The organism is Bradyrhizobium sp. MV1.5 (assembly GCF_055807615.1).
This window is the reverse complement of record NZ_JBVVPL010000018.1, coordinates 3,425-26,823: the sequence shown is the minus strand read 5'-3', so window position 1 is coordinate 26,823 and position 23,399 is coordinate 3,425. Positions and strand designations below refer to the sequence as shown.

Sequence of the window (23,399 nt, the reverse complement as noted above, 5' to 3'; positions counted from 1 at the left end):
CCGGGCAGCCACTGGTGCGAGCCTTCGCTTCAGGCGTCTGCACGACCGGGCTGTCCCCAAGCAAGGCCGGTATGTGAGCGCGGCGTAGGACACGGCGCGTGCTTGCTCTACCATCCGGCACAGGGGCCGCGGGGATCGATCAGCGGCCAGCCGAGGAGCATATCGATGGAATACCGACGCTTGGGCCGCTCGGGCCTCATGGTGCCCGCCTTGAGTCTTGGGACCGGCACCTTCGGCGGCGTTGGCCGCCTCGCTGCGTGGGGCGCGACTGACGCGACCGAAGCGCGGCGCCTTCTGGATATCTGCCTCGATGCGGGCGTGTCGATGTTCGACACCGCGAACGTCTATTCGCTCGGCGAGTCCGAGCGCGTTCTCGGCGAAGCCATCAAGGGCCGCCGCGACAAGGTCTTGGTCTCGACCAAGGCGACGTTCCGCTTCGGCGACGGCCCCAACGACATCGGGTCGTCGCGACAGCATCTGCTCACAGCCATCGATGCTTCGCTGAGCCGGCTCGGCACCGATTACATCGACCTGTTCCAGCTTCACGGCTTCGACGCCTTCACGCCACCTGAAGAGGTGCTTAGCACCCTCGACGTGCTCGTGCGCGCCGGCAAGATCCGCTACGTCGGCGTGTCGAACTTTTCGGGCTGGCACCTGATGAAATCGCTTGGCGTTGCCGACAAGCATGGCTTCCCGCGTTACGTCGCCAACCAGACCTATTATTCACTGATCGGGCGCGACTACGAATGGGAGCTGATGCCGCTCGGCTTCGACCAGGGCCTCGGTGCGGTGGTCTGGTCGCCGCTCGGGTGGGGACGTCTCACCGGAAAGATCCGCCGCGGCCAGCCGAAGCCTGACGTAAGCCGCTTGCCCAAGACGGCCGAGTTCGGCCCGCCCGTGCCGGACGAGCACGTCTACCGCGTCGTCGACGCGATCGACGAGGTCGCCAAGGAAACCGGCAAGAGCGTCTCGCAGATCGCGCTGAACTGGCTGCTGCAGCGTCCGACCGTCTCGACGCTGATCATCGGCGCACGCAACGAGACGCAGCTGCGCGAAAATCTCGGCGCGGTCGGCTGGTCGTTGACCAAGGACCAGGTCGCAAAGCTCGATGCCGCGAGCAAGGTGACGCTGCCCTATCCTTACTGGCACCAGCGCACAACTTTCACCGACCGCAATCCGCCGGCGGTGTAGCGACCGCGCGCGGCGCAGTCCGGCTTGAGCTGCATCAAGCCGGCCCGCGCCGACAGCGGCATCGTGGGCTCCCGCGAGACTCCCGATGCGCCGATTTGCCATGAAGGCCCTGTTCACCGCTCTCAATCTCAACCGCGCCGAGCGCAGCGGGATCGATTGGGACCGCACGATCCGGATCGTTTCGACCGCGGTGACGGTTGGGCTCGTCACGCTCTATGTGTTTGGGAAGTCGACCTCGCGCTGGTGACCCGCGAGGCCGTGCCGACCCATGCCCGCGGTGCCGGGAGACCCGCGCCCGGCGCAGGAACCGCCCGTATCCTGCCGGGTTGCGATGCATCTCGCAATTTCCTAACCCGGAGACGAACCACGGCTCGAATCAAGCCCGCCGCCATCATGTCACCAGCCCCCATGGAGCACGCCGACGGCCTGCCGCAGCCGCAGCGCAGCCAGGCGGTCCTCACCATTGCGCTCGGCATCATCATGGCAGTGGTCGACAGCGCCATCGCCAATGTCGCGCTGCCGACGATCGCGGCCGACCTCGACGCCAGCCCGGCGTTCTCGATCTGGATCGTCAACGGCTACCAGCTCGCGATCACGATCTCGCTGCTGCCGCTGGCTTCGCTCGGCGAGATCGTCGGCTATCGCCGCGTCTATCTGGTCGGGCTGGTGCTGTTCACGCTTGCCTCCGCATTCTGCGCGCTGGCGCACACGCTGCCGCTCCTCACGATCGCACGCATCGTGCAGGGGTTCGGCGCGGCCGGCATCATGAGCGTCAACGCGGCGCTGGTGCGTTTCACCTACCCACGTAGCCAGCTCGGCCGCGGCATCGGGCTCAACGCCCTCGTCGTCGCCTTCTCGGCCGCGGTCGGCCCGACGCTAGCCGCCGGCATCCTCGCGTTCGGCAGCTGGCCCTGGCTGTTCGCTATCAACGTCCCGCTCGGAGTGGTGACATTGGTACTGGGCCTGCGCAGCCTTCCGCACACCACGCCTGCGAGGCGTTCCTTCGACTGGCAGAGCGCGGGGCTGTCCGCGATCACTTTCGGCGTCGGCATCGCGGCCGTCGACAGCGTCGGTCATGGCGAAGCGGCGATCACCTGTCTCGTGCAGTTCGCCATCGCGCTCGTCGCCGGCGCGCTGCTGATCTACCGCGAGACCCACATGGCCTCGCCGCTGCTGCCGATCGACCTGTTGCGGATCCCGGTGTTCGCTCTGTCGATTGCGACCTCGATCGCCTCGTTCTGTGGGCAGATGCTGGCCTTCGTCGCGATCCCCTTCTACCTCCAAAGCCGCTTCGGCTATTCGGCGGTGCATATGGGGCTCTTGATCACGCCATGGCCGATCGCGGTCGCGTTCGCAGCTCCCCTCGCCGGTCGCCTGGTCGAGCATTATCCGGCCGGCCTGCTCGGCGGCATCGGCCTCACGCTGTTCGCCTGCGGCCTCGCTGCGCTCGCCTTGTTGCCGGCGGCGCCCACGCCGCTCGACGTGATCTGGCGGATGGCGCTGGCCGGCGCCGGCTTCGGCCTGTTCCAGACCCCCAACAACCGCACCATGATCGCGGCCGCCCCGCGCGAGCGTGCCGGCGGCGCCAGCGGCATGCTGGGGACGGCGCGGCTGCTCGGCCAGACCACCGGCGCAGCGCTGGTGGCGCTGTTCCTCGGCCGCTATCCGATCGAGGGAACCCGGATCGCATTGCTGACCGGCGTCGGCTTCGCGCTCTGCGGCGCGGCGCTGAGCATGTTGCGGCTGTCGCCCGCGGGAGCGCGCGGCGCCGAGCATGTTCGGGTGCAGGACGACCAGCGTCTGCGCGGCGAATAGCGCACGACCATTTGGGAAGGCCGATTTCGGCTGCGTCCGCCGCGCCTCACATCTTCACCATCTCGGTGCGATATTTCGGCAGCAGTGCTGCGATCAGCTTGCCTTTCTCGGCCATCTCTTCCGGGGTCGGCTTCGGCGGTGGCGATGTGCGGCCTTCGACGGGAAAGCCAACCGCCAGGAAGAATTCGTCCTGTCCCGCTGGCGTGCACATGCAGAGCATACGGGCCGTCTTGCCGGACACGTTCTTGAACGCGTGCGGCGCGTTGGCCGGAACGTTGACGGTCGACCCCGCACTTACGGTGTGGGACTTACCGCGAAAGGTGAATTCAAGTTCGCCTTCGAGCAGCGTGAACATTTCCTCGAAGTCGTGGCGGTGCGGCGGGGGCCCGCCGCCGGCGGGCACCAGCATGTCGACCAGGCAATAGCGTCCTGCGGTCTGCGCGCCCGACACCAGGACCGTGTAGGTGCCGCCGGCCACAGAGATATGCGGCACGTCAGCGCCGTCGGGATCGGCGACCGTCAGGGCACGACCGGGATCGTCGGCGGGGATCGAGGAAGCTGACGACGAGTTTGCAGAAGGCGTGTTGGTCATACCGGATCTTCTTGCTTATATTTGACTGCCCATAAGAAAGGCCGGCTTCTCAGCCGGCCTTCTCAATTCTTCGCGTGCAGATCAAACCTTGACCAGCGGGCTCTTGGTCGGCCCCTTCGAGCCGCCGGGGCCACCGGGCTTGGACTTGCCCGGCGGGCGCTTGCGGGCACCCGGGAGCTTCTCCTGCTTCGGCGTGACCGGACCCTCGACGAACTCGAAGCCGATCTTGTCCTTGGTCTCGTCGGCCTCGTCCTTGACCAGAACGACGCGGACATGGCCGCCACCCTTGAGCTTGCCGAACAGCACCTCGTCGGCCAGCGGCTTCTTGATGTGCTCCTGGATCACGCGCGCCATGGGACGTGCGCCCATCTGCTCGTCGTAACCATGCTTCACCAGCCAGGTCTTGGCGGGGTCGGACAGCTCGATGGTGACATCGCGATCGCCAAGTTGCGCTTCGAGCTGAAGCACGAACTTCTCGACGACCGTACCGATCACCTCGACGCTGAGATGGCCGAACGACACGACGGCATCGAGACGGTTGCGGAATTCCGGCGCGAACTGCCGGTTGATCGCCTCGTGGTCGTCGCCTTCCCGCTTCGAGCGCGTGAAGCCGAACGCCTGCTTGGCGAGATCGGACGCGCCCGCATTCGTGGTCATGATCAGGATCACATTGCGGAAGTTGACCTGCTTGCCGTTGTGGTCGGTGAGCCGGCCGTGATCCATGATCTGTAGCAGGACGTTGTAGAGATCGGGATGCGCCTTCTCGATCTCGTCGAGCAGCACCACGCAATGCGGATGCTGGTCGACACCGTCGGTGAGCAGGCCGCCCTGGTCGAAGCCGACATAGCCGGGAGGCGCGCCGATCAGGCGCGACACGGTGTGCCGCTCCATGTATTCGGACATGTCGAAGCGCAACAGCTCGACACCGAGCGATGCCGCGAGCTGTTTCGCGACCTCGGTCTTGCCGACGCCGGTCGGACCCGAGAACAGATAGCAGCCGATCGGCTTCTCCGGCTCGCGCAGGCCGGCTCGCGCCAGCTTGATCGAAGCGGCGAGCGATTCGATCGCCTTGTCCTGACCGAACACGGTGCGCTTCAGGGTCTGCTCGAGATGCTTGAGCACCTCGGCATCGTCCTTCGACACGCTCTTCGGTGGGATCCGCGCCATCGAGGCAATCGTGGTCTCGATCTCCTTGATGCCGATGGTCTTCTTGCGCTTGTTCTCGGCGACCAGCATCTGCGCCGCGCCGGATTCGTCGATCACGTCGATCGCCTTATCCGGCAGCTTGCGGTCGTGGATGTAGCGCGAAGAGAGCTGCACCGCAGCCTCGATCGCCTCATTGGTGTATTTCAGCCGGTGGTAGTCCTCGAAGTACGGCTTGAGGCCCTTGAGGATCGCGATCGCGTCCTCGACCGTCGGCTCGTTGACGTCGATCTTCTGGAAGCGCCGCACCAGCGCGCGGTCCTTCTCGAAGTGCTGGCGGTATTCCTTGTAGGTGGTCGAGCCCATGCAGCGGATGGTGCCGGAAGCGAGCGCGGGCTTGAGCAGGTTCGAGGCATCCATCGCCCCGCCCGACGTGGCGCCCGCACCGATCACGGTGTGGATCTCATCGATGAACAGGATGGCGTTGGGATGCGCCTCGAGCTCCTTCAGCACCTGCTTCAGGCGTTCCTCGAAGTCGCCGCGATAGCGCGTACCGGCGAGCAGCGTGCCCATGTCGAGCGAGAACACGGTCGCAGCCGCCAGCACCTCAGGCACCTCGCTGTCGACGATGCGCTTGGCCAGGCCCTCCGCGATCGCGGTCTTGCCGACGCCGGCCTCGCCCACGAACAGCGGATTGTTCTTCTGCCGGCGGCACAGCACCTGGATCGCGCGGTTGATCTCGGAATTGCGCCCGATCACCGGATCGATCTTGCCGTCGCGCGCCTTCTTGTTGAGGTTGACGCAATAGGTCTCGAGCGCCTCGCCCTTCTTCTTGGCGTCCTCGCTGCCCTTGGTCTCCGTCTCCTCGTCGACACCGCGGACCGGCCGCGCCTCGGAGACGCCCGGCCGCTTGGCGATGCCGTGGCTGATATAGTTGACGGCGTCGTAGCGCGTCATGTCCTGCTCCTGCAGGAAATACGCGGCGTGACTCTCGCGCTCGGCAAAGATCGCGATCAGCACGTTGGCGCCGGTCACCTCTTCGCGACCGGACGACTGCACGTGGATCACCGCGCGCTGGATCACGCGCTGGAAACCGGCGGTCGGCTTGGCGTCATCGGCGCCATCCGTCACCAGGTTCTCGAATTCGGTCTCAAGATAATTGACGAGGCTCGTACGGAGCTTGTCGAGGTCGACGCTACAGGCGCGCATGACGGCGGCTGCATCGGAGTCGTCGATCAGGGAGAGCAAAAGATGCTCGAGCGTCGCGTATTGGTGATGACGCTCGTTTGCGATCGCCAGTGCACGATGCAGGGATTGTTCAAGGCTTTGGGAAAAAGTCGGCATTCGCGTCCTCTATGGCCCCCACCATCATGATCGCCATCGCCCGGTCAGGCAACAACAACCTTTGTCACATATAGTTATACAAGATCGCGGCGAAAGACCGGTTCCGCGACTCAGGCGGCTGCACAGCTGCGGTATTTTCGATGCAAAACCCGTTCCGCTTTGGGCACGATCGGCACCGGTCCGAAATTCCGTAGTTTTGCCGTCTGCAACAAACATCGCGCGCAGACATCACGCGGCAATCACACTGCGACATGCACAAGAACCGGCTTCGAACGCGCCGTAACGTATCGTGTCTTACTTCTTTTCCATCACGCATTGCAGCGGATGCTGGTGCTTGCGAGCGAAATCCATCACCTGCGTCACCTTGGTCTCGGCGATCTCGTAGGTGAACACGCCGCACTCCCCGATCCCGTGATGATGAACGTGCAGCATGATCTTGGTTGCAGCCTCGGCGTCCTTCTGGAAGAATTTCTCCAGCACATGAACGACGAATTCCATCGGCGTGTAGTCGTCGTTCAGGATCAGCACACGGTACAGGTTCGGCCGTTTGGTCTTCGGCTTGACCTTGGTGATGACGGACGTATTTGGCGCGGAAGGACCGCCGGAACGGTTCTCGTCGTTGCTCATCAGGGCAGCGTGGGCGGCGGCGGCCGCGGACGGATCTGGTCTGGAAGACAGTTGCGGCATGGCTCAGGCGTTCAAATTCCCCACGGAAGCGTATGACGGTTCGCCGCGGAGCCCCGGCCTTCGGAGCTTCGCACAGGCGCACCGCCTTGTTGGATCGCCGCTTCCAGCCGGTCCGGTCCAAGCCGGATCGGCCTCACCGAATATGGGCCTGCCCCCGGCTCGCCGCAAGCGTGCGACAGCTCGGCCGATGCGGCCATGGCGGGTCCGATTCCCGGTCCGGGCGATCCTCACCAAGGTTAATCAATCCGGACTGATTTGACAAAAGCTTCCGCCCCGCCGGTTTAGAAGATGTTGACCAGGAACCCGGCCGCTAACGCGGCTGCGGCGGCTCCGCGCGGGTTATCTCCGGTTTTCTACGGACCCATTTACCCTGCGTTCAATGGCGTGGCGCGAAAACGGGCAAAGTCACAGATTTCCGGGAATCGTCATGTCTCGCCTGCCCTTCGTCAACTGTATTGTTGGTCGACACCTCTCCCGGTTTGCAGCGGCCGAACAGGCAATATCGCCGTGATCTTCGCCATCGCGCTGCTCCCGGTTTTAGGCTTCGTCGGAGCTGCAATCGATTACAGCCGCGCGGCCCAGGCTCGTTCCGCAATGCAGGCGGCCCTCGATTCGACCTCGCTGATGGTCTCCAAGGATCTGTCGTCCGGCACCATCTCGACATCGCAGATCAGCACCAAGGCGCAGGCTTATTTCAACGCCCTGTTCACCGCCACCAACTCCCTGCCGTCGGTCAGCATCGCGGCCACTTACACCGCAAGCACCAGCATGGGCTCCACCATCGAGGTCACCGGCACCGGCACCTACACGACCGCCTTCATGAAGGTCGCAGGCTTCCCGACGCTCGATGTCGGCGCCAATTCCACCAGCGCCTGGGGCCTGGTGCGCATGCGCGTGGCCTTGGTGCTCGACAACACGGGCTCGATGGCTGACGACGGCAAGATGGCGGCGATGCAAACCGCCGCGAAGAGCTTGGTCGACCAGCTCAGCCCACTCGCCAAGACCAATGGCGACGTTTACATCTCGATCGTTCCGTTTGCCAAGGACGTCAACGTCGGCGCCGGTAACTACAATAAGTACTGGGTCGATTTCAGCGATTGGGACGCGGCCCGCGGCACTAGGTCCGCCAACCACAACACGTGGACGGGATGCGTGGTCGACCGCGACCAGGACTATGACACCAAGAACACGACGCCCACGAGCGGCAACGCGGGAACGCTGTTCCCGGCCGAACAGTACTCCTACTGCAACACCGGCAGTTCGTCCTATCTGCAGCCAATCATGCCGCTGAGCTACGACTGGAGCTCACTCAAGAGCCGGATCGACGCCATGAAGCCCACCGGCAACACCAACCAGGGCATTGGCCTCGCCTGGGGCTGGATGACGCTGTCGACCGGCGATCCCATGAACGCGCCGGCCAAGGACACCAACTACACCTACAAGGACGCGATCGTGCTGCTCTCCGACGGTCTCAATACGCAGAACCGCTGGTACAGCAACGCCTGGCAAATCGACGCGCGGCAGAAGAAGCTGTGCGACAACGCCAAGGCGGCGAACATCACGATCTATACGGTGCAGGTGAACACCGGCAGCGATCCGACGTCCAGCGTGCTGCAATATTGCGCGAGCGGCACCGACAAATTCTATCTGGTCACGAAGGCAGATCAGACCGTCTCGGTGTTCAAGGACATCGGCACGTCGCTGTCCAAGCTGCGCGTGGCGCGCTGAGATCGACACGCCGCGACACAAAAAAAGCCCGGCTGCTGCAGCCGGGCTTTTGATTCCAGGACGTCAGGAAACGTTAGCTGGCGGCCGGAGTGAACTTCGACACGATGGTCTCGACCGGCTTGAACGCCTGCTTGGCGAGGTCGCTATAGAGGCCGGCGATCTTCTGCGATTCCGCGACGAAGGACTCGTAGGCGGAACGGGCGAATTCGGTCTGCGCTTCGACGGCCTTGTCCAGCGACTTCACGCCGGAAAGCTTCTCGACGAAGGACTTGGTGTCTTCGAACGACTTCTTCGTGTAGTCGCCATAGGCGCTGGCGATCGCCTGAAGGCCGTGCTGCATCGAGGTCGCGGAGGCGACGTACTGCTCGAAGTGCTCTTTCCCGTAGCCTTGAAAGTCTTCAACCTTGAACATTCGGAATCCTTTTCCCTAGCTCTCGTCGGGAAGCCCCGGCTCCCTGACTCTGCTCACAATTAGTGCAACGCACAAAAAAAGTCAAGAATTTTGTGCGTCGCACAAAATTACATGCAAAATCGCGGAAATTCCCCGGGTTTCCCGCAATGGTTCCTTAAGCTTTTGGAAACCGCGGCCCCCTACTTTGATTCCCTGGACGTGTTCAGCTTCCAGAAGCGGCCGAAAGCCGTTGGAGAACATCACCTTAGCCAGAACAGCGGCTCAGGCCCAACGTCCCCCGCGGCCAACACCTGCGGAGGACAGCCTGAGCAGGTAATGATCCCGGATCCCTTGGGCACAATTTCGCCTCACGAGCCGGTGATCAAGTCAGAAACGGGGACGGGGTTTCATGCTTCGTAAAAACTTGTCTTCTTCGCGCTTGGCGCGGGTTGGCGTTTTTGGGCTTCTTGCGGTCACTAGCGCAGTCATCTTCACCACCGACGCTGCCGAGGCGCGGCGCCACCGGCGTCACACCGCGCACCACCGCGTGCAGCACGATGTGTCCGAGAGTTCCAGCCCGAAATTCGCGTCGATCATCGTCGACGGCAATTCCGGCTCCGTGCTTCAGGCCACGAGCCCCGACGGGATCCGCCATCCGGCCTCGCTGACCAAGATCATGACGCTCTATCTGCTGTTCGAGCGCCTCGAGTCCGGGAAGATGAAGCTCGACACCGAGATGCCGGTGTCGCAGCACGCCGCCGATCAGGATCCGACCAAGCTGAACCTGCGTGCCGGCCAGACCATTCGCGTCGAGGACGCGATCAAGGGTCTCGTCACCCGCTCCGCCAACGACGCAGCCGTTGTGATCGCGGAAGCGATTGGCGGCGACGAGGACGACTTCGCCCAGATGATGACGCGCAAGGCGCGTTCGCTCGGCATGTCCAGAACGGTTTACCGCAACGCCAACGGCCTTCCCAACGACGAGCAGGTCACGACCGCGCGCGACCAGGCCACGCTCGGCCGCGCCATCCAGGAGCGCTTCCCGCGCTACTATCGCTATTTCGCGACCTCGACGTTCAACTGGCGCGGACAGTCGATCCGGAACCACAATCATCTGCTCGGTAATGTCGAGGGCGTGGACGGCATCAAGACCGGCTACACCCGCGCCTCCGGCTTCAATCTCGTGACCTCGATGCGCCGCGGCAACCGCCACCTGATCGGCGTGGTGCTGGGCGGCCGCAGCGGCGGCTCGCGCGACGCCATCATGCGCAACCTGCTTGCGGAGAACCTCGATAAGGCCGCGACCACCCACACCGTCGCGGCGGTCACCGAGCGCAGCGGCTCCGACGCCGCGGTCGAGGTTGCCGATGCATCGGACACCCCGGCCCGCTCCGCTCCGCAGGTTCAGGCTGCTGCTGCCCCTGCTCCCGAAGCAGCCCCGTCGCGTCTCGCCGCGCGCCTGTCGACGCTTGCGGCTGCGACTGCCGCGGTGCCGCCGGCTCAGCCCAGATATGAAGCCAACAGGCCTGAAGTTCGGCCGACAGAATCCAAGATCGAGCCTGCGCCGCTCACGAATGGTGTGATCTCGAGCCAGCCGCTCTCGATCATCCCCGGCTCGTCCGAGCCGATGAAGCCGGTCAGGGTCAAGACCGTCCAGGTCAAGGCCGGCGCGGTGAAGGTCGCCTCCGCCGCCCCGGCTCAGATCGCACCGCAGGTCACGAGCACGATCGCGTCGCGCTCCGACGTCGCCGAAACCTCCGGTGCCGTCGTCGCCCGCGCAGACCTTATCAACAAGCCGGAGGTCGCCAGCCAACCGGAAGCCCCGAGGGCCGAGATCGCCCGTACCGAGCTGCCGCGGCAGCCGGCGGGCTTCGGCACCGGTAACGGCATCCTCGGCGTATTGCCGGCCGCCGCACCCGCCCCGGCTGCTGCGAAGCTCGCGTCAGCCGACCCGGCGCTGCAGCCGATCCAAATGAGCGCCACCACCAAGCCGGTCGCCACCCACAGCGGCTGGATCGTCCAGGTCGGCGCGCTCGAGAGCGAGAACGAAGCCCAGCAGCGCATCGACGCCGCGCGCAGCTCGGCCCGCGGCCTGCTCAGCAAGGCCGACCCGTTCACCGAGCCGGTCGTCGCGAAAGACAATCGCAAGCTCTACCGCGCCCGCTTCGCCGGGCTCGACCGCGACCAGGCCGAAGCCGTCTGCCGAACCCTGAAGCGCGCCGATATCTCCTGTATGACCGTCCGCAACTGATCTTTCGCACCGCTCCAATGAAAATGCCCGCGCCTTGCGCGGGCATTTTCATTTTCGGGATGCGGTGACCGACGAGGCTGTTCCACGACAACCTCTCGTCAAGGATTTACGGTTAAAACTTTACGCAAGGGATCGACCACGCCGACAATGGCGGGCATCGGGGCGACGGCAAACAGAGCAAGCGGGGCTCACACGGGACGAGCGTTTGTAGCGTGGTGCCGGAGTTAGCCGTTATGCGTGCGAAGCAGAGTATCCTTGGCCTCGTTTACACGGGCAGCGAGATACGTCGAGCCCCCCTGGTCGGGATGCAGTTTCTTCATCAGGGACTTGTGAGCCCGGCTGATGTCGTCACGCCCCGCCCCAGGTTGCAGGCCAAGGATCTGATAGGCCTCCTCCGTCGTCATTTTGCCGGTCGCCACCGTGCGGCGCTGCCCCCTTGCCGCGTCGCCCTGCGCGTTCTGACGCCAAGCGGGAAACCGGCGGTCAAGATAGCTTTCAAGTAGGGCCACGCTCTCGGCGTCGAACGCCGGGACCATTGCCAGCAGGGCCGCGAGATCGAACTCATCGAGATCGCGCCCGGCATGAGGCCCGGCGACGATCCGGCCGCCGAGCTGTCCGGAATCGTGATCGAGCCGCATGTCCAGGAATTGCGAGCGCACGCGCGAGGCCTGACCGGCCGGGCGTGTCGCGCCGGCGCCGAACAGCCCGCCGATATGGCCGAAGCCGGCGTTTGCCATCGGTGTCCAGCCTAGGAGCCCGGCGCCGAATATCCCGAGCGGGATCGCCACCACCAGTTCGCCCTTCAAACCCGTGAACGCTGCGACAGCCAGCGCGACCACGCCGCCACCGAACCTGATCGCGCGTGCCAGCACGGCCGGATTGGCCGAACGGAACATCTGGAGCAGCAGATAAAGGGTGATAATTGCGATAGCGCCGGCGATCAGGGTCATGGCCGGAATATAGTCGGCCTACCGCCAAAAAGCATCGTGTCCTTGCGCCCCCGACCGCGCGCCAGCGCTACTTCATCTGGCCGATCAGCCTGGCCGCGCCACTGGCGGTCTTCGCCAATTGCAATAGCGCCTCGCGTCCGCCCGCCGCGTAGGCGGCGGCTGCGCGCAACAGCTCGCGCAACTGCGCCGCCGCGCCCGGATCGAACCGGCACCAGGCGCCGCCGGTCAGGCGCGCGATCTCGCGAAAGGCCTGCTCGGCCACCGCGTCATGGCCTTCCTGAAATACGAACACAGGCACCTTGAGCATGCCGAGCTCGCCAGCCTTGGCGCAGAGCTCGTCGACGTTCTCCTCCATGGCGTCGCCGACGAAGATGACGGCGCGCACGCCGGATGCGACGGCCTCGCGCCGCGCCTCGCTCAGCACCTTGCCGATCTGGGTGTCGCCGCCACGGCAATCGATCTTGCTCATCAGCGCCGCAAGCCTGGCGCTGTCGGAGATCCATCCCGTGGCGCGACACTCGTTGAAGCCGCGATAGTATACGAGCCGGACGTCGAGACTGCCGAGCGCGGCGGTCTCACGGAACATGTCGGCCTGAAGCGCGCAAGCCATGTCCCAGGTCGGCTGCCGGCTCATCGTCGCATCCAGCGCGAAGATCAGCCGCCCCTTCGCACCGGGCGCATGCGGTGACAGCGCACGCGCGTTGGCGACGAAGGCGGCGATGTCCTCCGAGGTCGAGGTCCCCGCCTGCGGCACAGCGCCGCCTGGTTGCGCCGAGACGGCATCGCGGCCGCGCGGTTTGATGGGTTCGCCAGACATTTCCTTGACCCTTGCGTGAGCGGCTAATGTGGTCAGCCCCTGCAGCCCGTTCAATGTGCAAAGCCCCCGCAGGCGTCAGCCGGCGGAGGCTTTGAAAATCGCTATCGACGACGAGGACGGCGTCAGCTCTTGGCAGGCGCCATCAAAGCGACCGGCCCGGGCTCGAGAATCTTGGGCGGGGACGACTGCGTGTCGACCGGCGCCACTTCGCTATCGGTCGCGCTCAGGAACTTGTCGAGCATGCCCTGGATCGAGTTCTTGGCAGCGTCCGGACCGGTGTCGCGCATGTCGTTGTGCTGGAATTCGGTCTTCACGACCTGGATGCCGGCCTTCTCGCATTCCTCGTCGGTCGGGATCACGCCCGCATCGGCCTTGAACTGCGGATCGGTGGAGCGGAACGACAGGATCTTGAACTTGCCGGCGGTGACGAAGGGCACGCGAAGATTGTCGAGCGTGACGACCTTCTTGACCTCATCCGGATACTGCTTGGCGAAATACATCGTGATATCGCCGCCCATGGAGTGGCCGACCATCGTCACCCTATCGTAGTCGGCGTTGGGCTGAACCTTCTTCATCTCCTGCATGGCGAGATGGATGTTGGCGACGCCGCGCAGGATCTGCGGCAGCCGGCCGACATAGATCTCGCCGGGCTTGGTCACCATCGGAGGATCGGTCGGCAAATCATGCTGGGGGCTGATGACGAGGTAGCCACGCGCGGCGAAAATGTTGGCGAGGAAGCCGTACTCGGTGTTCTTGACGGTGTTGCCGTGGTTGATCACGGCGACCGGCAACGTGATCATGCCGGCATTAGCCTGCATTTCCTTGTCACGACGGATCGCGATATCGACGGGCACCGCACGGTTGTCGCGCGAGGCGTCGTAGAAGGTGATGGTCTCGTGCTTGATTGCCCACTTGCTCACCGTGAAATAGGCGACACCGCAGAGGGCACTGACCGAAACCAGAACGGCAATTCCACGCTTCATTTTCGTCCTCAGCCTCAGGCTCTTGCGGCCTGAATCCCTGTTGAAAATCGTGTTCTTCCGAGGCTCTTCGGCCCCTGGTCGCCTATTCCCTAATATATGTCACAGCAGCGTGACAGGAAGGCCAAATATTGTGAACCGGCAGCCCTTTCATTGTGCGGCGCACACGTTTCTTGGGCATCTCGCTCTCATACGGCTACGTCAGGGTGCACGTCACCTTCCGACGCAACCTGTCTCGATCGGGTTCAATTTTGCAGTAAACGCGGGGTGAAAACGGTTGAGCGCGGGCTCGGTTCCCACGGGAGACCGGCCGCTTGATCGACTGGAAGTAGCGATATACCGCCGCCTCAGGCGCCGAGGATGTCGTGGACCTCGAGCGGCTTGTCGACCTGGCTGAACCACTCGGCACGGTTGGCGGCGCGGCGACGTCCGCGCTCGTCGAGCGGAAGCTTGAGCTGGCGGAGCAGGCTCGTCACCTCCTCCCGTGCGGTGAGATGCCCGAGATTGGGCCGCATGCCGAGGGTGGCCTCGTCGATCTCGTCCAGCGCGGTCAGGCCGCGCGGGAAGAACTCGCGATAGACGACGCGTTCGGCGAAGCCGTCGACGTAGCGGAAGCCGAGCCGCAGCGACAAATCCTTCAACCCCTCGGCAACCAATTGCTTGTTGCGGGAGCCGAGCATCGAGAGGCGGTTGCGCACGACGATCCAGTCGGTGGTCGCGCCGTCGAGCTGGCGGCGCTTGCGCCTGACATCCCGCACCATCTCGGCGTAGTGGCTCTCGCCCGTCACCGCGTAATTGGCGGGATCGACGGTGCCGAGCACATCGAAATCGAGGAAGCTGTCGTTGATCGGGGTCACCAGCGTATCGGCCATCGAGTGCGCAAGCCGCATCAGGTAGCTGTCGGTGCCGGGTGTATCGATGACGATGAAGTCGAAACTGCTCTCGACCGCCGAGACCGCCTCCATGAACTGGAGGAACTCCGAATTCTCGTTCTCGGCAACCTGCATGGTTTCGCCGAGCTTGATGCAGCGATGCAGCGGCAGTTCGAGGTCGAGCTTGGTGCGGCGCGCCCAGGCGGAACGGTTGTTGATGTAGTGAGTAAAGCTCTGCTGACGGCAGTCGAGGTCGATGGTGGCGACGCGCTGGCCGGCTTTCAGAAGCGCGACTGCGATGTGCAGGGCGGTCGTCGACTTGCCGGAGCCGCCCTTCTCGTTGCCGAGCACGACAACATGCGCCGAGCCGGACTGGCCTTGGCTAGCTTGCACAAGCATCGCGATCCTCAACACCCCTGACGAATATCTTCGAGTTGGCCGCGTCTGCGGTCAAGTGAAATGCGTGACAGGCAATACAAATCGCGGCACGCCGACCTTCATCATGAATCGCCGCGCCGCTTCGCGTCTGTGATCCAACCCACAATGCCGCGACCGCCTGTGCGGCTTTGCGCCGGATGCTGTGCCGCATCCGGATGCATGGCGTCCACGGTCGCCGCTTGTTAAGGTTAGCCTGCCGGGCGCCGGGACGCGCCCGTCGATTCCCAATCCCATCGAGTTCTGATGTCACGCAGCCCCTTGATCGCCCGCACGGCCCCCACCCTGCGACGCGCCGTCGGCAATCTTCGCAAGCGAAAGGCCACAATCGCGCTGGTCCCGACCATGGGAGCGCTCCATGACGGCCATGTGTCGCTGGTGCGCCTGGCCAGGCGGCGCGCGAGCCGCGTCGTGGTGTCGATCTTCGTCAACCCGACCCAGTTCGCGCCGACCGAGGATTTTGGCGCCTATCCGCGAACCTGGAAGGCCGATCTCGCCAGGCTCGCCGCCGAGGACGTCGATATCGTCTGGCATCCCGGCGCCGAGGCCATGTATCCGCAGGGCTTTGCCACCCGCATCGTGCCGGAGGGACCGGCGCTGGCCGGCCTCGAGGATCGCTTCCGCCCGCATTTCTTCGGCGGCGTCGCCACCGTCGTCGGCAAGCTGTTCACGCAGTGCCGGCCGGATGTCGCGATCTTCGGCGAGAAGGATTTTCAGCAGTTGCGGGTGGTGGCGCAGATGGCCCGCGACCTCGACCTCGGCGTCAAGGTGATCGGCTCCCGCACCGTACGCGAACGCGACGGGCTCGCGATGTCCTCGCGCAACGTCTATTTGTCGCCACAGGAGCGGCAGACCGCGACCACGCTGTACCGCGCCATGAAGGAGAGCGCCGGGCGCATCCGCGCCGGAGAAGCGGTCGCGGCCGCAATGGCGCGCGGTGCCGCAATGATCACGGCGGCCGGCTTTGAGCTCGACTATTTCGAAGTGCGCCATGCAGCGACCCTGGCACAGGTCAGCTCGCGCAACGACGGACCGTTGCGCATCCTGGTCGCGGCCAAGCTCGGCACGACCCGGCTGATCGACAATATCGCGGTTTAGAGCAGCCCGAGATCGCGCAGCTCGCGCCGCATCGGCTCCGGCATCGCCGCGATCGAGCCGGCGGCGGACTTGCCGAGATCGGGCGGCACCGAATCGTCGGCCAGGTAGCGCCAGCCCTGGAACGGGCGCATCGGCCGCGGCGACACCGGGATCACCTTCGGCTGCATCACGATCCGGCAGCGTCCGATGCCGTCCTTGTCGCGGAACGGCTCGATGCCGATGATCTTTTCGCGCGCAGCGACCTCGCCCTTGATCACCCAATAGAGCGACCCGCCGGACAGGATCTCGGCGTCGCGCTTGGGCACCATGCGGGTGATGTGGATGTGATGTTGCGGCAGACCCTTCTTCTTGGCGGTCTGCATTCGTTCGGCGGTCCACTCCTTCAATTCCTTGACGGATTCGCAGCCGACGGCGAGCTTGATCAGATGTAGTGGCATGCCCCAGCATTAGCCGGGCAGACACCCATTTGGAATGCCGATCTACTCGTTATCCGCAGCCGGGGGAGCCGCGGCCGGCGGCGCGAGCGGAACCGGTGCTGCCGCTGGCGCGCGCGCAGCCTTCGGCGCAGGCGGCTTCTTCGCGGCGGGAGCTGCGGCCTGTGCCGAGGCCGCCGCCGGGTGGCGCGGAGCCGCCGCGTTCCCGGTGGGCGCCGCCTGGCGGGTCGACGGCTCCGGATTCATGATGCTGACCGGCGGCGTCGACGAGGCACTCGGGAATTCCGCATTGGTCGGCTTGCCCGTCGGCATCGACGGCGGCAGTCCGGCGAGCGCGGCCGTGGCCGGCAACGATTGCGCGGCTGCAGGCGCATTCCAGGTCGGGGCGTAGCGCGCGACCAGCGTGTCGTACAGATGGGAATCCATGTTGGCGGCGACCTGCTGCTGGTCGGTCAGCGAGCGGAAGGCCGCACAGTCGAACTGCGTGCAGCCGTCGCGCACGACGAGCACCTGCGCGACCAGGCCGTAGCGATCACGCTCCAGCGATTTGCGCAGCACCTTGATATCGGGCGTCAGGCTCTTCTCGGCGGTCGCGGCATCGCCGAGCGCCGTCAGCCGGTCGATTCTGGCCGCGGTGGTGGAGACGGCCGCAGCCGCCGCGTCAGGCGCGCCGAACAGCGCTTTCTCGCAGCCAATGGCCACGGCATCGCCGGCGAGATCGTCGAGACAAGACAACGCCGGCAGGCTCGCGGTCATCGCGGCCTGTGCGCGCGCCTCGGTCGGCGTGGTCTGCCCCGCCGGTCCATCGACGCGCACGACAGCAGCCAGCGCGATGGCAATGGCGAGCAGCGTAACGACGGTCAGCGCGCCGTTGGCGACCGATCGCTCGGCGCGTAGCAGCGTGGCCAGGAGGATCAGTCCGAAGAAGCCGGCAGCCGCCAGCATCATCCACATCGGAAAGGCCGGCGAGCGCCAGATTTGGTCGAGCGATGAGGCCCATGCCCAGTTCATGCGCGACGTCCCCTCACGCGAGCAGAGAGCGAATGGTCAAAGCGAGTACCGAGAGTCGGCAACTGCCCCCGGCCCACCTTTTGAAGGTGAAGCGGGCCTTTTGACGGCGGCAGAATACAATTCCCCGGTGACGCGCCAATGCGCGGATAGCGTCGGCCTTCAGGACAGCGCGAGCTGGCTTTCCTTGGCAACGCGTTCGAAGGCTTCGGTCGAGCTCTTGATCCGGTACTGACAGTCGTCACCATCGGTCGGCAGGAGGCGGATGACCTCATACGAGCCGCTGGCAGCGGGGCGTGCGACATTGCTGGCGGTGAACAATACGCGCGCGCCAATAGGGAATTTGTGCTTCAACACCCTCTCCATCACTCAAACAACGCCTGCCACGCCCATGGTCCCACTGCGTCGGCCGGCCGGAAACCCGGCCGCTGTATAGCATGCGGCGGGCTTTTTTGGCCAGCAGTATGCGACATGGCAAACGTGCGAATTTTGCAGTTATTTCAGAGTGATGCCGCCGGCCGATGATACCGCTGGAACCCGTTCTTCCGGGGTATGGGGCAAACGGCCGTCGGGGCTGGCGTGATCCGCCGCCCTGGGCGGATCCTGGGCGTGAGGTCCCTCCTGCCAAGCACTCGGGCGATCGAGCACCGCCGGCTTGTTCGGCGTCAAGCGAGGCCCGATCGCAACCACGGATTACACGTTCTCGAACTTTTCGATGAGAAGCGTTTCGGCGAGCCCGTCCCGGGTCCATTCCTGGAACGCCGGCAGCGCCAGCATCGTGTCCATGTAGGCCTTGGTCTCCGGCGTGACCTCGATCGCATAGGTGCGGAAGCGGTGCACGACCGGGGCATACATCGCATCCGCCGCGCCGAAACGCCCGAACAGGAACGGTCCATTGGCGCCATACCGGGTCCGGCATTCGCGCCAGATCTCCTGCACGCGCGCGATATTGGCCTCGGCGTCCGCCGACAGCGTCACGGGGCGCACCGGGCGGTGCAGGTTCATGCCGCATTCGTTGCGAAGGGCCATGAAGCCGGAATGCATCTCGGCACACACCGAACGGGCATGGGCGCGGGCGGCGGCGTCGTCCGGCCACAGCTTCACTTCCGGATAGCGCTCGGCGATGTATTCGATGATGCTGAGCGAATCCCACACTGTGATGTCGCCGTCGACCAGCACCGGCACCTTGCCGGCGCGGCTGAACGAGATGATCTGCTCCTTGTCCGCGGGATTGTCGGTGTAGAGCGGGATGAGGGTCTCCACGAACGGGATGTCGTTGGCTCGGAGCGCGAGCCAGGGCCGCATCGACCATGACGAGTAATTCTTGTTGCCGATTGCGAGTTTCAGCGCAGCCATGTCATCAGTCCTTCTCGATACGCGCCTTGAAGCGAGCCGCTTTTAACGCCATCGCCTGCCGCCAATCAATCGTTGCTGCACCTCGCCATGCGTGGCAAGCGTTGCGATCCTCGCCAGGAGACTGACATGAGCAGGCATTGGGTCGACATCACAGCCGTCGGCTTCTTCATCATCGAATGGCTGGTCTACGCGCTGACGCTGGAGCATTCGGCCTATGGCCGCGACAGCCTGTCGGCGCGCATGAACCGCTACCGCGAGGTGTGGGTGCGCCGGCTGCTCGACCGCGACGCGCGCATGGTCGATATGCAGATCATGGCCTCGTTGCAGAATGGCACCGCCTTCTTCGCCTCCACCAGCCTGATCGCGCTGGGCGGCGCGCTGGCGTTGCTGCACGCGACCAACGACGCGATCACGATCTTGAGCAAGCTGCCGATCGATCTCAGCACCTCGCCGGCGATGTGGGAGTTGAAATGCGTCGGCCTTGTCCTGATCTGCGTCTATGCCTTCTTCAAATTCGCCTGGTCGTACCGCCTGTTCAACTATGTCGCGATCCTGTTCGGCGGCATGCCGGCGGCTTCGCAGCGTGACACGCCGGAGGCCGAAGCTCATGTGATCCGCACCTCGCGCCTGTTCGAATCCGCCGGCCGCCATTTCAACCGCGGCCAGCGCGCCTTCTTCTTCGCACTCGGCTATCTCGGCTGGTTCGTCAGCCCGTGGGTGTTGTTCGTGACCACGGCCGCCGTGGTGATCGTGACCTGGCGGCGGCAATTCGCCTCGAGCGCTTGGGAGGCGATGGCGCCGGAGGTGGTGGATGGCGAGGAGATGAAGCGCGGTCGTTGACGCGCTCGTGTCCCGGACAAGCTGCAGCGCTCTTGCGCTGCTGCGCAGAGCCGGGACCCAGGGCGACACGGTCCTATGCAGCGACATGGGCCCCGGCTCTGCAGCGCACCGCCGAAGATGCGCTGCGCTGCGTCCGGGGCACGAGAGCGGAGTGTTACGCACCCGCCACCTCATCGCCATCCTCCAATGCAGATTGGACTTGCAGACACAGCTTCTCATCCTCGCGGCGCATTTCGTCCGAGCTTTGCTTGGTCACTCCACCCTCTTGTCCAAGAGGGCGCAGGGAAGGCCGGGTGCTGACCTCGCACCCGCGGTCCGCTGCGCGAAAAGCACACGCAGGAAAACCGCACAGCAGCATACAGGTGGTGCCAATCACTCGGCCTTCCCTGCGCGATGGTTGGACGGCTTATGCCGTGCTCTCCCGGGAGCCGAACTTTCCTTCTGGCCTCCCTCGCCTCGCGAATTTGGATGATGCTGTCCGCCCGGTTGGGCTCGCACACACCTCCGCGACAGCTTGACCGTAGCAACGACGGCCAGGACCACACGGTTTTGCCGTACGCACGGCCCGCCATTTCGCCGCAGGGTTCGACCGCCTCGTGCACGTGGCCATCGAAATACCGACGAGACGAACTTCACAGCGCCGCTCGTCCGCACGTGGCCACGGGCTCACAGGGACTACCCGCCCTGCCCGCACCTCTCATGCCGACGCTGCCGCGTCCACCGCAAGCACGGCTCGCAATCAAGACGACAACGAGATCGCCCCTCAAGGATGAGCCGGGATGACCGACACATACGCCGTTTCCGAATTTCGGTAAAGTGGAATATTTTTGTGGGAAGGGGTTGACGGGGCGACACAGGCGCGGTCCCGTAGCCCGGATGGAGCGCAAGCGTAATCCGGGAAGGTGCGAAATGCAGCGCGAGCGGCCCCGGATTGCGCTACGCTCCATCCGGGCTACATGACCACCTGTTACCCGCCGAAATCCCGCGGCGAGAACGGCAGGTCCATCACCTTCCATTCCCCGTATTTGTCGGCCGGCAGCATCTTGTAGGGCTGGCAGGCCTGAAGCGCGCTCATGGCGGACTTCACGAGCGCCACGCCCTTTGCCGACGGCGGGGCTTCGATCAGGATCGGCTCGCGCGCCAGCGTGCCGTCGGTCGCGAGCACCGTGCGCAGCTTGATGTTGACGTTGTCGGTCGGCGCGACGCCCGCCGGCAGCTTGGCGCAGCTTCGCAAGTGACGACGCAGTTCGGCGATGATTTCGGCCGGCAGCTTGGCCGCGATTGAATCCTTGGCATCGCCGCCATCGTCCTTGGGAGCATCTTTCGGCAGCTCCGTCGGCAATTCCGGCGGCAGGCCCAGCATGACGCCGTACTTGACGGTGACGTCGGGCTCGGGCGCCTGATAGGCCGGCGGCGGCGCGGCCTCTGGCTGCTGCATCGCTTGTGGCAGTAGCTGTGGCGCCGGGGGCTGCGGTGTCGCCTGAGGCGGCGGCGACTGCGATGGCTGAGGCTGTGGCTGTTGAGGCTGCGGTAGCGGCTGCGCATTTGCCGCGCGCTGAGGCGTCTGTGAAGGCTGGGGCTGTGGCTGTTTCCGTTGCGACGCTTCAGGCGAGGCCTGCTGCTTCGCCTCGGGCTTCGGCGCGGCCGCCGCGTTGTCCTTCTCGGAGAAATCCAGCTTCGGCAGTTTCAGGTCAGGGATCGGATCCGGCGGCTTTGCCTTGAGTTTTTCGTCGGCCTTCTCCTCGGCTTTGGCTTCTTCCTGCTTCACCTGCTCCGGCGTCACTATGCTGACGGAAACCGATTCGGGCGGGCTGGCGTGAAACGGATGGACTTCGCTGATCACGATGATCAGCGCGACCAGCGTCAGATGGGCGATCGCCGACGCTGCAATGTCCGTCCGTATGATCTTCCGCAGTTCCATCGCCTGACTTCAGGTTGCCGTGCTCGTCCTAGCATACGGCAGTCCCCCCTCAATCCCATTTTGGCGCGAAGCCGAAATCGGTCAGGCGGCCCCTGGGACTGGCCAGCGCGGCGATCCGGGCCATCTCGTCGTCCGAAAGCTCGAAATCGAAGATCTCGATGTTTTCCGACAGGCGTTCGACGCGCGAGGTGCGCGGGATCGCAGCGACATTCTGTTGCACCAGCCAGCGCAGGCAGACCTGCGCCGGCGTCTTGTGATGGAGACGCCCGATCTCGGCGAGCGTCTGGTCGGTCTTGATCCGCCCCTTGGCGATCGGGCTATAGGCGACAAGAGCGAGCCCGTGCTGATCGCAGGCCGCCCTCACCTTCGCCTGGTCGAGATAAGGGTGGTACTCGACCTGGTTGCAGGCCAGCGGCTCCGGCGACAACGCCACCGCCTGCTCGATCAGCGCGACGGTGAAATTGGAGACGCCGATGTGGCGGGTCAGGCCCATGCGCTTGGCATGCGACAACGCGCCCAGCGTCTCCTCCAGCGGCACGTGCGAATTGGGCCAGTGCAGCAGCAGGAGATCGACGGAGGGAAGTCGCATGCGCGCCAGGCTCTCCTTGACCGAGCGCTCGAGATCGTGGGGTGCGAAATGGTTGGTCCAGACCTTTGTCGTCAGGAAGATGTCGTCGCGGCGCACGCCGGAGGCGCGCAAGCCGTCGCCGACCTCGCGCTCATTCTCGTAGACCTGTGCGGTATCGATGTGGCGATAGCCGAGCCGCAACGCCTGCTCGACCACGCGTGCGCACATGCGCCCGCTCAGCTCCCAGGTTCCCAGCCCGATCGCCGGTATTCTTGCGCCATTGGTCTCGACGAACAGCATGAGGAATCCTCTCTGTCGCGCTCGCCCCAAATCATGATCCAGGCGTCATTATGAACCCGGCGGGCGACACTGCCAACGGACGACACCGGCCGCCGGGCCGGATCTTGCGCGCAATGCTAACGGGAGGTTCGCGCCAGGCTTTGACCTCAAGCCTTGACGTCAGGCCTTGAGCTCATGCTTTGGCGAGCGCCTGGAACACGGTCTCGGGCGCATGCGCGATCACCGCGAGCAGCGCGCGGGCGGGTCCCCGCGGGGCACGCTTGCCCTGCTCCCAGTTGCGGATGGTCTCGACGGGAACGCCGAGTTTGGCCGCGAACTCCATCTGGGTCAGGCAGGCGCGGCGGCGCAAATCGCGCACGGCGAGCGAGCTGGTGTCGGGCGGCGCTGCGTCAGGTACGGGCTGGATTGGAAAGGGCTGGATCGGAAGTGGCTGGACAGGAAACTCTTGTCCGTCCCGCAACTCGACAATCCGTCCGTCCGCCTTCAGCCGCACACGCATGCTCATTCCCCCAAGCGGGGACGATGATGCGGGAGGTCGCTTAAGTTCGGATTAAAGATGATGGCCAGTAGCGCGGGGGGGGGGGGGGGCCCCCCCGGGGGGGGGGGGGGGGGGGGCGGGGGCCCCCGCGGGGGGGGGGGGGGCCCCCGGGCGGGGGGGGGGGGGCCGCCCGGGCGACA

The 23,399-nt window shown here is 64.9% G+C and carries 22 protein-coding genes; 7 read left to right on the top strand and 15 right to left on the bottom strand.

The genetic code is table 11. From position 1 onward, the window contains the following. Nucleotides 1-165: 165 nt before the first annotated feature. The 3 genes from AC0L2J_RS18335 to AC0L2J_RS18325 all read left to right on the top strand — a co-directional run bounded on the left by AC0L2J_RS18335 (nucleotide 166) and on the right by AC0L2J_RS18325 (nucleotide 3,006). Nucleotides 166-1,191, top strand: coding sequence for an aldo/keto reductase (locus tag AC0L2J_RS18335; RefSeq protein ID WP_063996027.1), 1,026 nt, complete (start codon nucleotides 166-168; stop codon nucleotides 1,189-1,191). An 85-nt stretch (nucleotides 1,192-1,276) separates the two neighbouring features. Next, nucleotides 1,277-1,438: a hypothetical protein gene (locus AC0L2J_RS18330; RefSeq protein WP_007611331.1), complete on the top strand. Its 162-nt coding sequence runs from the start codon at nucleotides 1,277-1,279 to the stop codon at nucleotides 1,436-1,438. Between the two features lie 146 nt (nucleotides 1,439-1,584). After that, nucleotides 1,585-3,006 (top strand): MFS transporter, encoded by a 1,422-nt coding sequence (locus tag AC0L2J_RS18325; RefSeq protein WP_063996026.1) that lies wholly within the window; start codon nucleotides 1,585-1,587, stop codon nucleotides 3,004-3,006. Between the two features lie 46 nt (nucleotides 3,007-3,052). Here the strand turns inward: AC0L2J_RS18325 and AC0L2J_RS18320 are convergent, their stop codons facing one another. The 3 genes from AC0L2J_RS18320 to clpS all read right to left on the bottom strand — a co-directional run bounded on the left by AC0L2J_RS18320 (nucleotide 3,053) and on the right by clpS (nucleotide 6,712). Further along, nucleotides 3,053-3,598, bottom strand: coding sequence for a cupin domain-containing protein (locus AC0L2J_RS18320; protein WP_063996025.1), 546 nt, complete (start codon nucleotides 3,596-3,598; stop codon nucleotides 3,053-3,055). Between the two features lie 81 nt (nucleotides 3,599-3,679). Continuing rightward, on the bottom strand, nucleotides 3,680-6,085 hold the full coding sequence (clpA, locus tag AC0L2J_RS18315; protein ID WP_007611334.1) for an ATP-dependent Clp protease ATP-binding subunit ClpA: 2,406 nt from the start codon (nucleotides 6,083-6,085) through the stop codon (nucleotides 3,680-3,682). A gap of 294 nt (nucleotides 6,086-6,379) precedes the next feature. Beyond that, nucleotides 6,380-6,712, bottom strand: coding sequence for an ATP-dependent Clp protease adapter ClpS (clpS, locus tag AC0L2J_RS18310; protein WP_018455182.1), 333 nt, complete (start codon nucleotides 6,710-6,712; stop codon nucleotides 6,380-6,382). 567 nt (nucleotides 6,713-7,279) lie between these two features. On the opposite strand from clpS, the gene AC0L2J_RS18305 reads away from it, so the two are divergent. Continuing rightward, on the top strand, nucleotides 7,280-8,500 hold the full coding sequence (locus AC0L2J_RS18305) for a vWA domain-containing protein (protein WP_473392766.1): 1,221 nt from the start codon (nucleotides 7,280-7,282) through the stop codon (nucleotides 8,498-8,500). Nucleotides 8,501-8,573: 73 nt separating this feature from the next. On the opposite strand, the gene AC0L2J_RS18300 is transcribed toward AC0L2J_RS18305, so the two are convergent. Further along, on the bottom strand, nucleotides 8,574-8,912 hold the full coding sequence (locus AC0L2J_RS18300; RefSeq protein WP_007603238.1) for a phasin family protein: 339 nt from the start codon (nucleotides 8,910-8,912) through the stop codon (nucleotides 8,574-8,576). Nucleotides 8,913-9,300: 388 nt separating this feature from the next. On the opposite strand from AC0L2J_RS18300, the gene AC0L2J_RS18295 reads away from it, so the two are divergent. After that, a complete protein-coding gene (locus tag AC0L2J_RS18295) occupies nucleotides 9,301-11,142 on the top strand; it encodes a D-alanyl-D-alanine carboxypeptidase (RefSeq protein WP_007611337.1) in 1,842 nt (613 codons plus the stop codon). A gap of 224 nt (nucleotides 11,143-11,366) precedes the next feature. Here AC0L2J_RS18295 and AC0L2J_RS18290 read toward each other — a convergent pair whose 3' ends face one another. The 4 genes from AC0L2J_RS18290 to AC0L2J_RS18275 form a co-directional block, all read right to left on the bottom strand. Next, nucleotides 11,367-12,092, bottom strand: coding sequence for a DnaJ domain-containing protein (locus AC0L2J_RS18290; RefSeq protein WP_473392760.1), 726 nt, complete (start codon nucleotides 12,090-12,092; stop codon nucleotides 11,367-11,369). A 67-nt stretch (nucleotides 12,093-12,159) separates the two neighbouring features. Further along, on the bottom strand, nucleotides 12,160-12,909 hold the full coding sequence (locus tag AC0L2J_RS18285) for a vWA domain-containing protein (protein WP_473392757.1): 750 nt from the start codon (nucleotides 12,907-12,909) through the stop codon (nucleotides 12,160-12,162). A 122-nt stretch (nucleotides 12,910-13,031) separates the two neighbouring features. Further along, complete coding sequence (locus tag AC0L2J_RS18280) at nucleotides 13,032-13,892, bottom strand: alpha/beta fold hydrolase (protein ID WP_007611343.1); 861 nt, start codon at nucleotides 13,890-13,892, stop codon at nucleotides 13,032-13,034. A gap of 344 nt (nucleotides 13,893-14,236) precedes the next feature. Beyond that, nucleotides 14,237-15,160: a division plane positioning ATPase MipZ gene (locus AC0L2J_RS18275; RefSeq protein ID WP_007611348.1), complete on the bottom strand. Its 924-nt coding sequence runs from the start codon at nucleotides 15,158-15,160 to the stop codon at nucleotides 14,237-14,239. 282 nt (nucleotides 15,161-15,442) lie between these two features. Between AC0L2J_RS18275 and panC the strand changes: the two genes are divergently transcribed. Continuing rightward, nucleotides 15,443-16,294, top strand: a complete 852-nt coding sequence (panC, locus tag AC0L2J_RS18270; RefSeq protein WP_473392754.1) for a pantoate--beta-alanine ligase — start codon at nucleotides 15,443-15,445, stop codon at nucleotides 16,292-16,294. On the opposite strand, the gene AC0L2J_RS18265 is transcribed toward panC, so the two are convergent. The 4 genes from AC0L2J_RS18265 to AC0L2J_RS18250 all read right to left on the bottom strand — a co-directional run bounded on the left by AC0L2J_RS18265 (nucleotide 16,291) and on the right by AC0L2J_RS18250 (nucleotide 19,092). Beyond that, entirely contained in the window at nucleotides 16,291-16,731 is a 441-nt protein-coding gene (locus tag AC0L2J_RS18265; RefSeq protein WP_007603229.1) for a DUF1489 family protein, read from the bottom strand. The two genes, panC and AC0L2J_RS18265, sit on opposite strands and share 4 nt — an antisense overlap. A 42-nt stretch (nucleotides 16,732-16,773) precedes the next feature. After that, complete coding sequence (locus tag AC0L2J_RS18260; RefSeq protein ID WP_007611352.1) at nucleotides 16,774-17,739, bottom strand: hypothetical protein; 966 nt, start codon at nucleotides 17,737-17,739, stop codon at nucleotides 16,774-16,776. Between the two features lie 159 nt (nucleotides 17,740-17,898). Further along, nucleotides 17,899-18,102 (bottom strand): hypothetical protein, encoded by a 204-nt coding sequence (locus AC0L2J_RS18255; protein ID WP_007611353.1) that lies wholly within the window; start codon nucleotides 18,100-18,102, stop codon nucleotides 17,899-17,901. Nucleotides 18,103-18,429: 327 nt separating this feature from the next. Continuing rightward, nucleotides 18,430-19,092, bottom strand: a complete 663-nt coding sequence (locus tag AC0L2J_RS18250; protein ID WP_473392749.1) for a glutathione S-transferase family protein — start codon at nucleotides 19,090-19,092, stop codon at nucleotides 18,430-18,432. A gap of 126 nt (nucleotides 19,093-19,218) precedes the next feature. Between AC0L2J_RS18250 and AC0L2J_RS18245 the strand changes: the two genes are divergently transcribed. Further along, nucleotides 19,219-19,932 carry a DUF599 domain-containing protein gene (locus tag AC0L2J_RS18245; RefSeq protein WP_007611356.1) on the top strand — a complete coding sequence of 238 codons (714 nt, stop codon included), beginning with the start codon at nucleotides 19,219-19,221 and terminating at the stop codon, nucleotides 19,930-19,932. Between the two features lie 967 nt (nucleotides 19,933-20,899). Here the strand turns inward: AC0L2J_RS18245 and AC0L2J_RS18240 are convergent. From AC0L2J_RS18240 to AC0L2J_RS18230, 3 genes are all read right to left on the bottom strand, one after another. Continuing rightward, entirely contained in the window at nucleotides 20,900-21,853 is a 954-nt protein-coding gene (locus AC0L2J_RS18240) for a hypothetical protein (RefSeq protein WP_473392744.1), read from the bottom strand. Nucleotides 21,854-21,902: 49 nt separating this feature from the next. After that, nucleotides 21,903-22,721 carry an aldo/keto reductase gene (locus tag AC0L2J_RS18235; RefSeq protein ID WP_007611358.1) on the bottom strand — a complete coding sequence of 273 codons (819 nt, stop codon included), beginning with the start codon at nucleotides 22,719-22,721 and terminating at the stop codon, nucleotides 21,903-21,905. A gap of 172 nt (nucleotides 22,722-22,893) precedes the next feature. After that, nucleotides 22,894-23,226: a helix-turn-helix domain-containing protein gene (locus AC0L2J_RS18230; protein ID WP_035974180.1), complete on the bottom strand. Its 333-nt coding sequence runs from the start codon at nucleotides 23,224-23,226 to the stop codon at nucleotides 22,894-22,896. Between the last annotated feature and the right edge of the window lie 173 nt (nucleotides 23,227-23,399).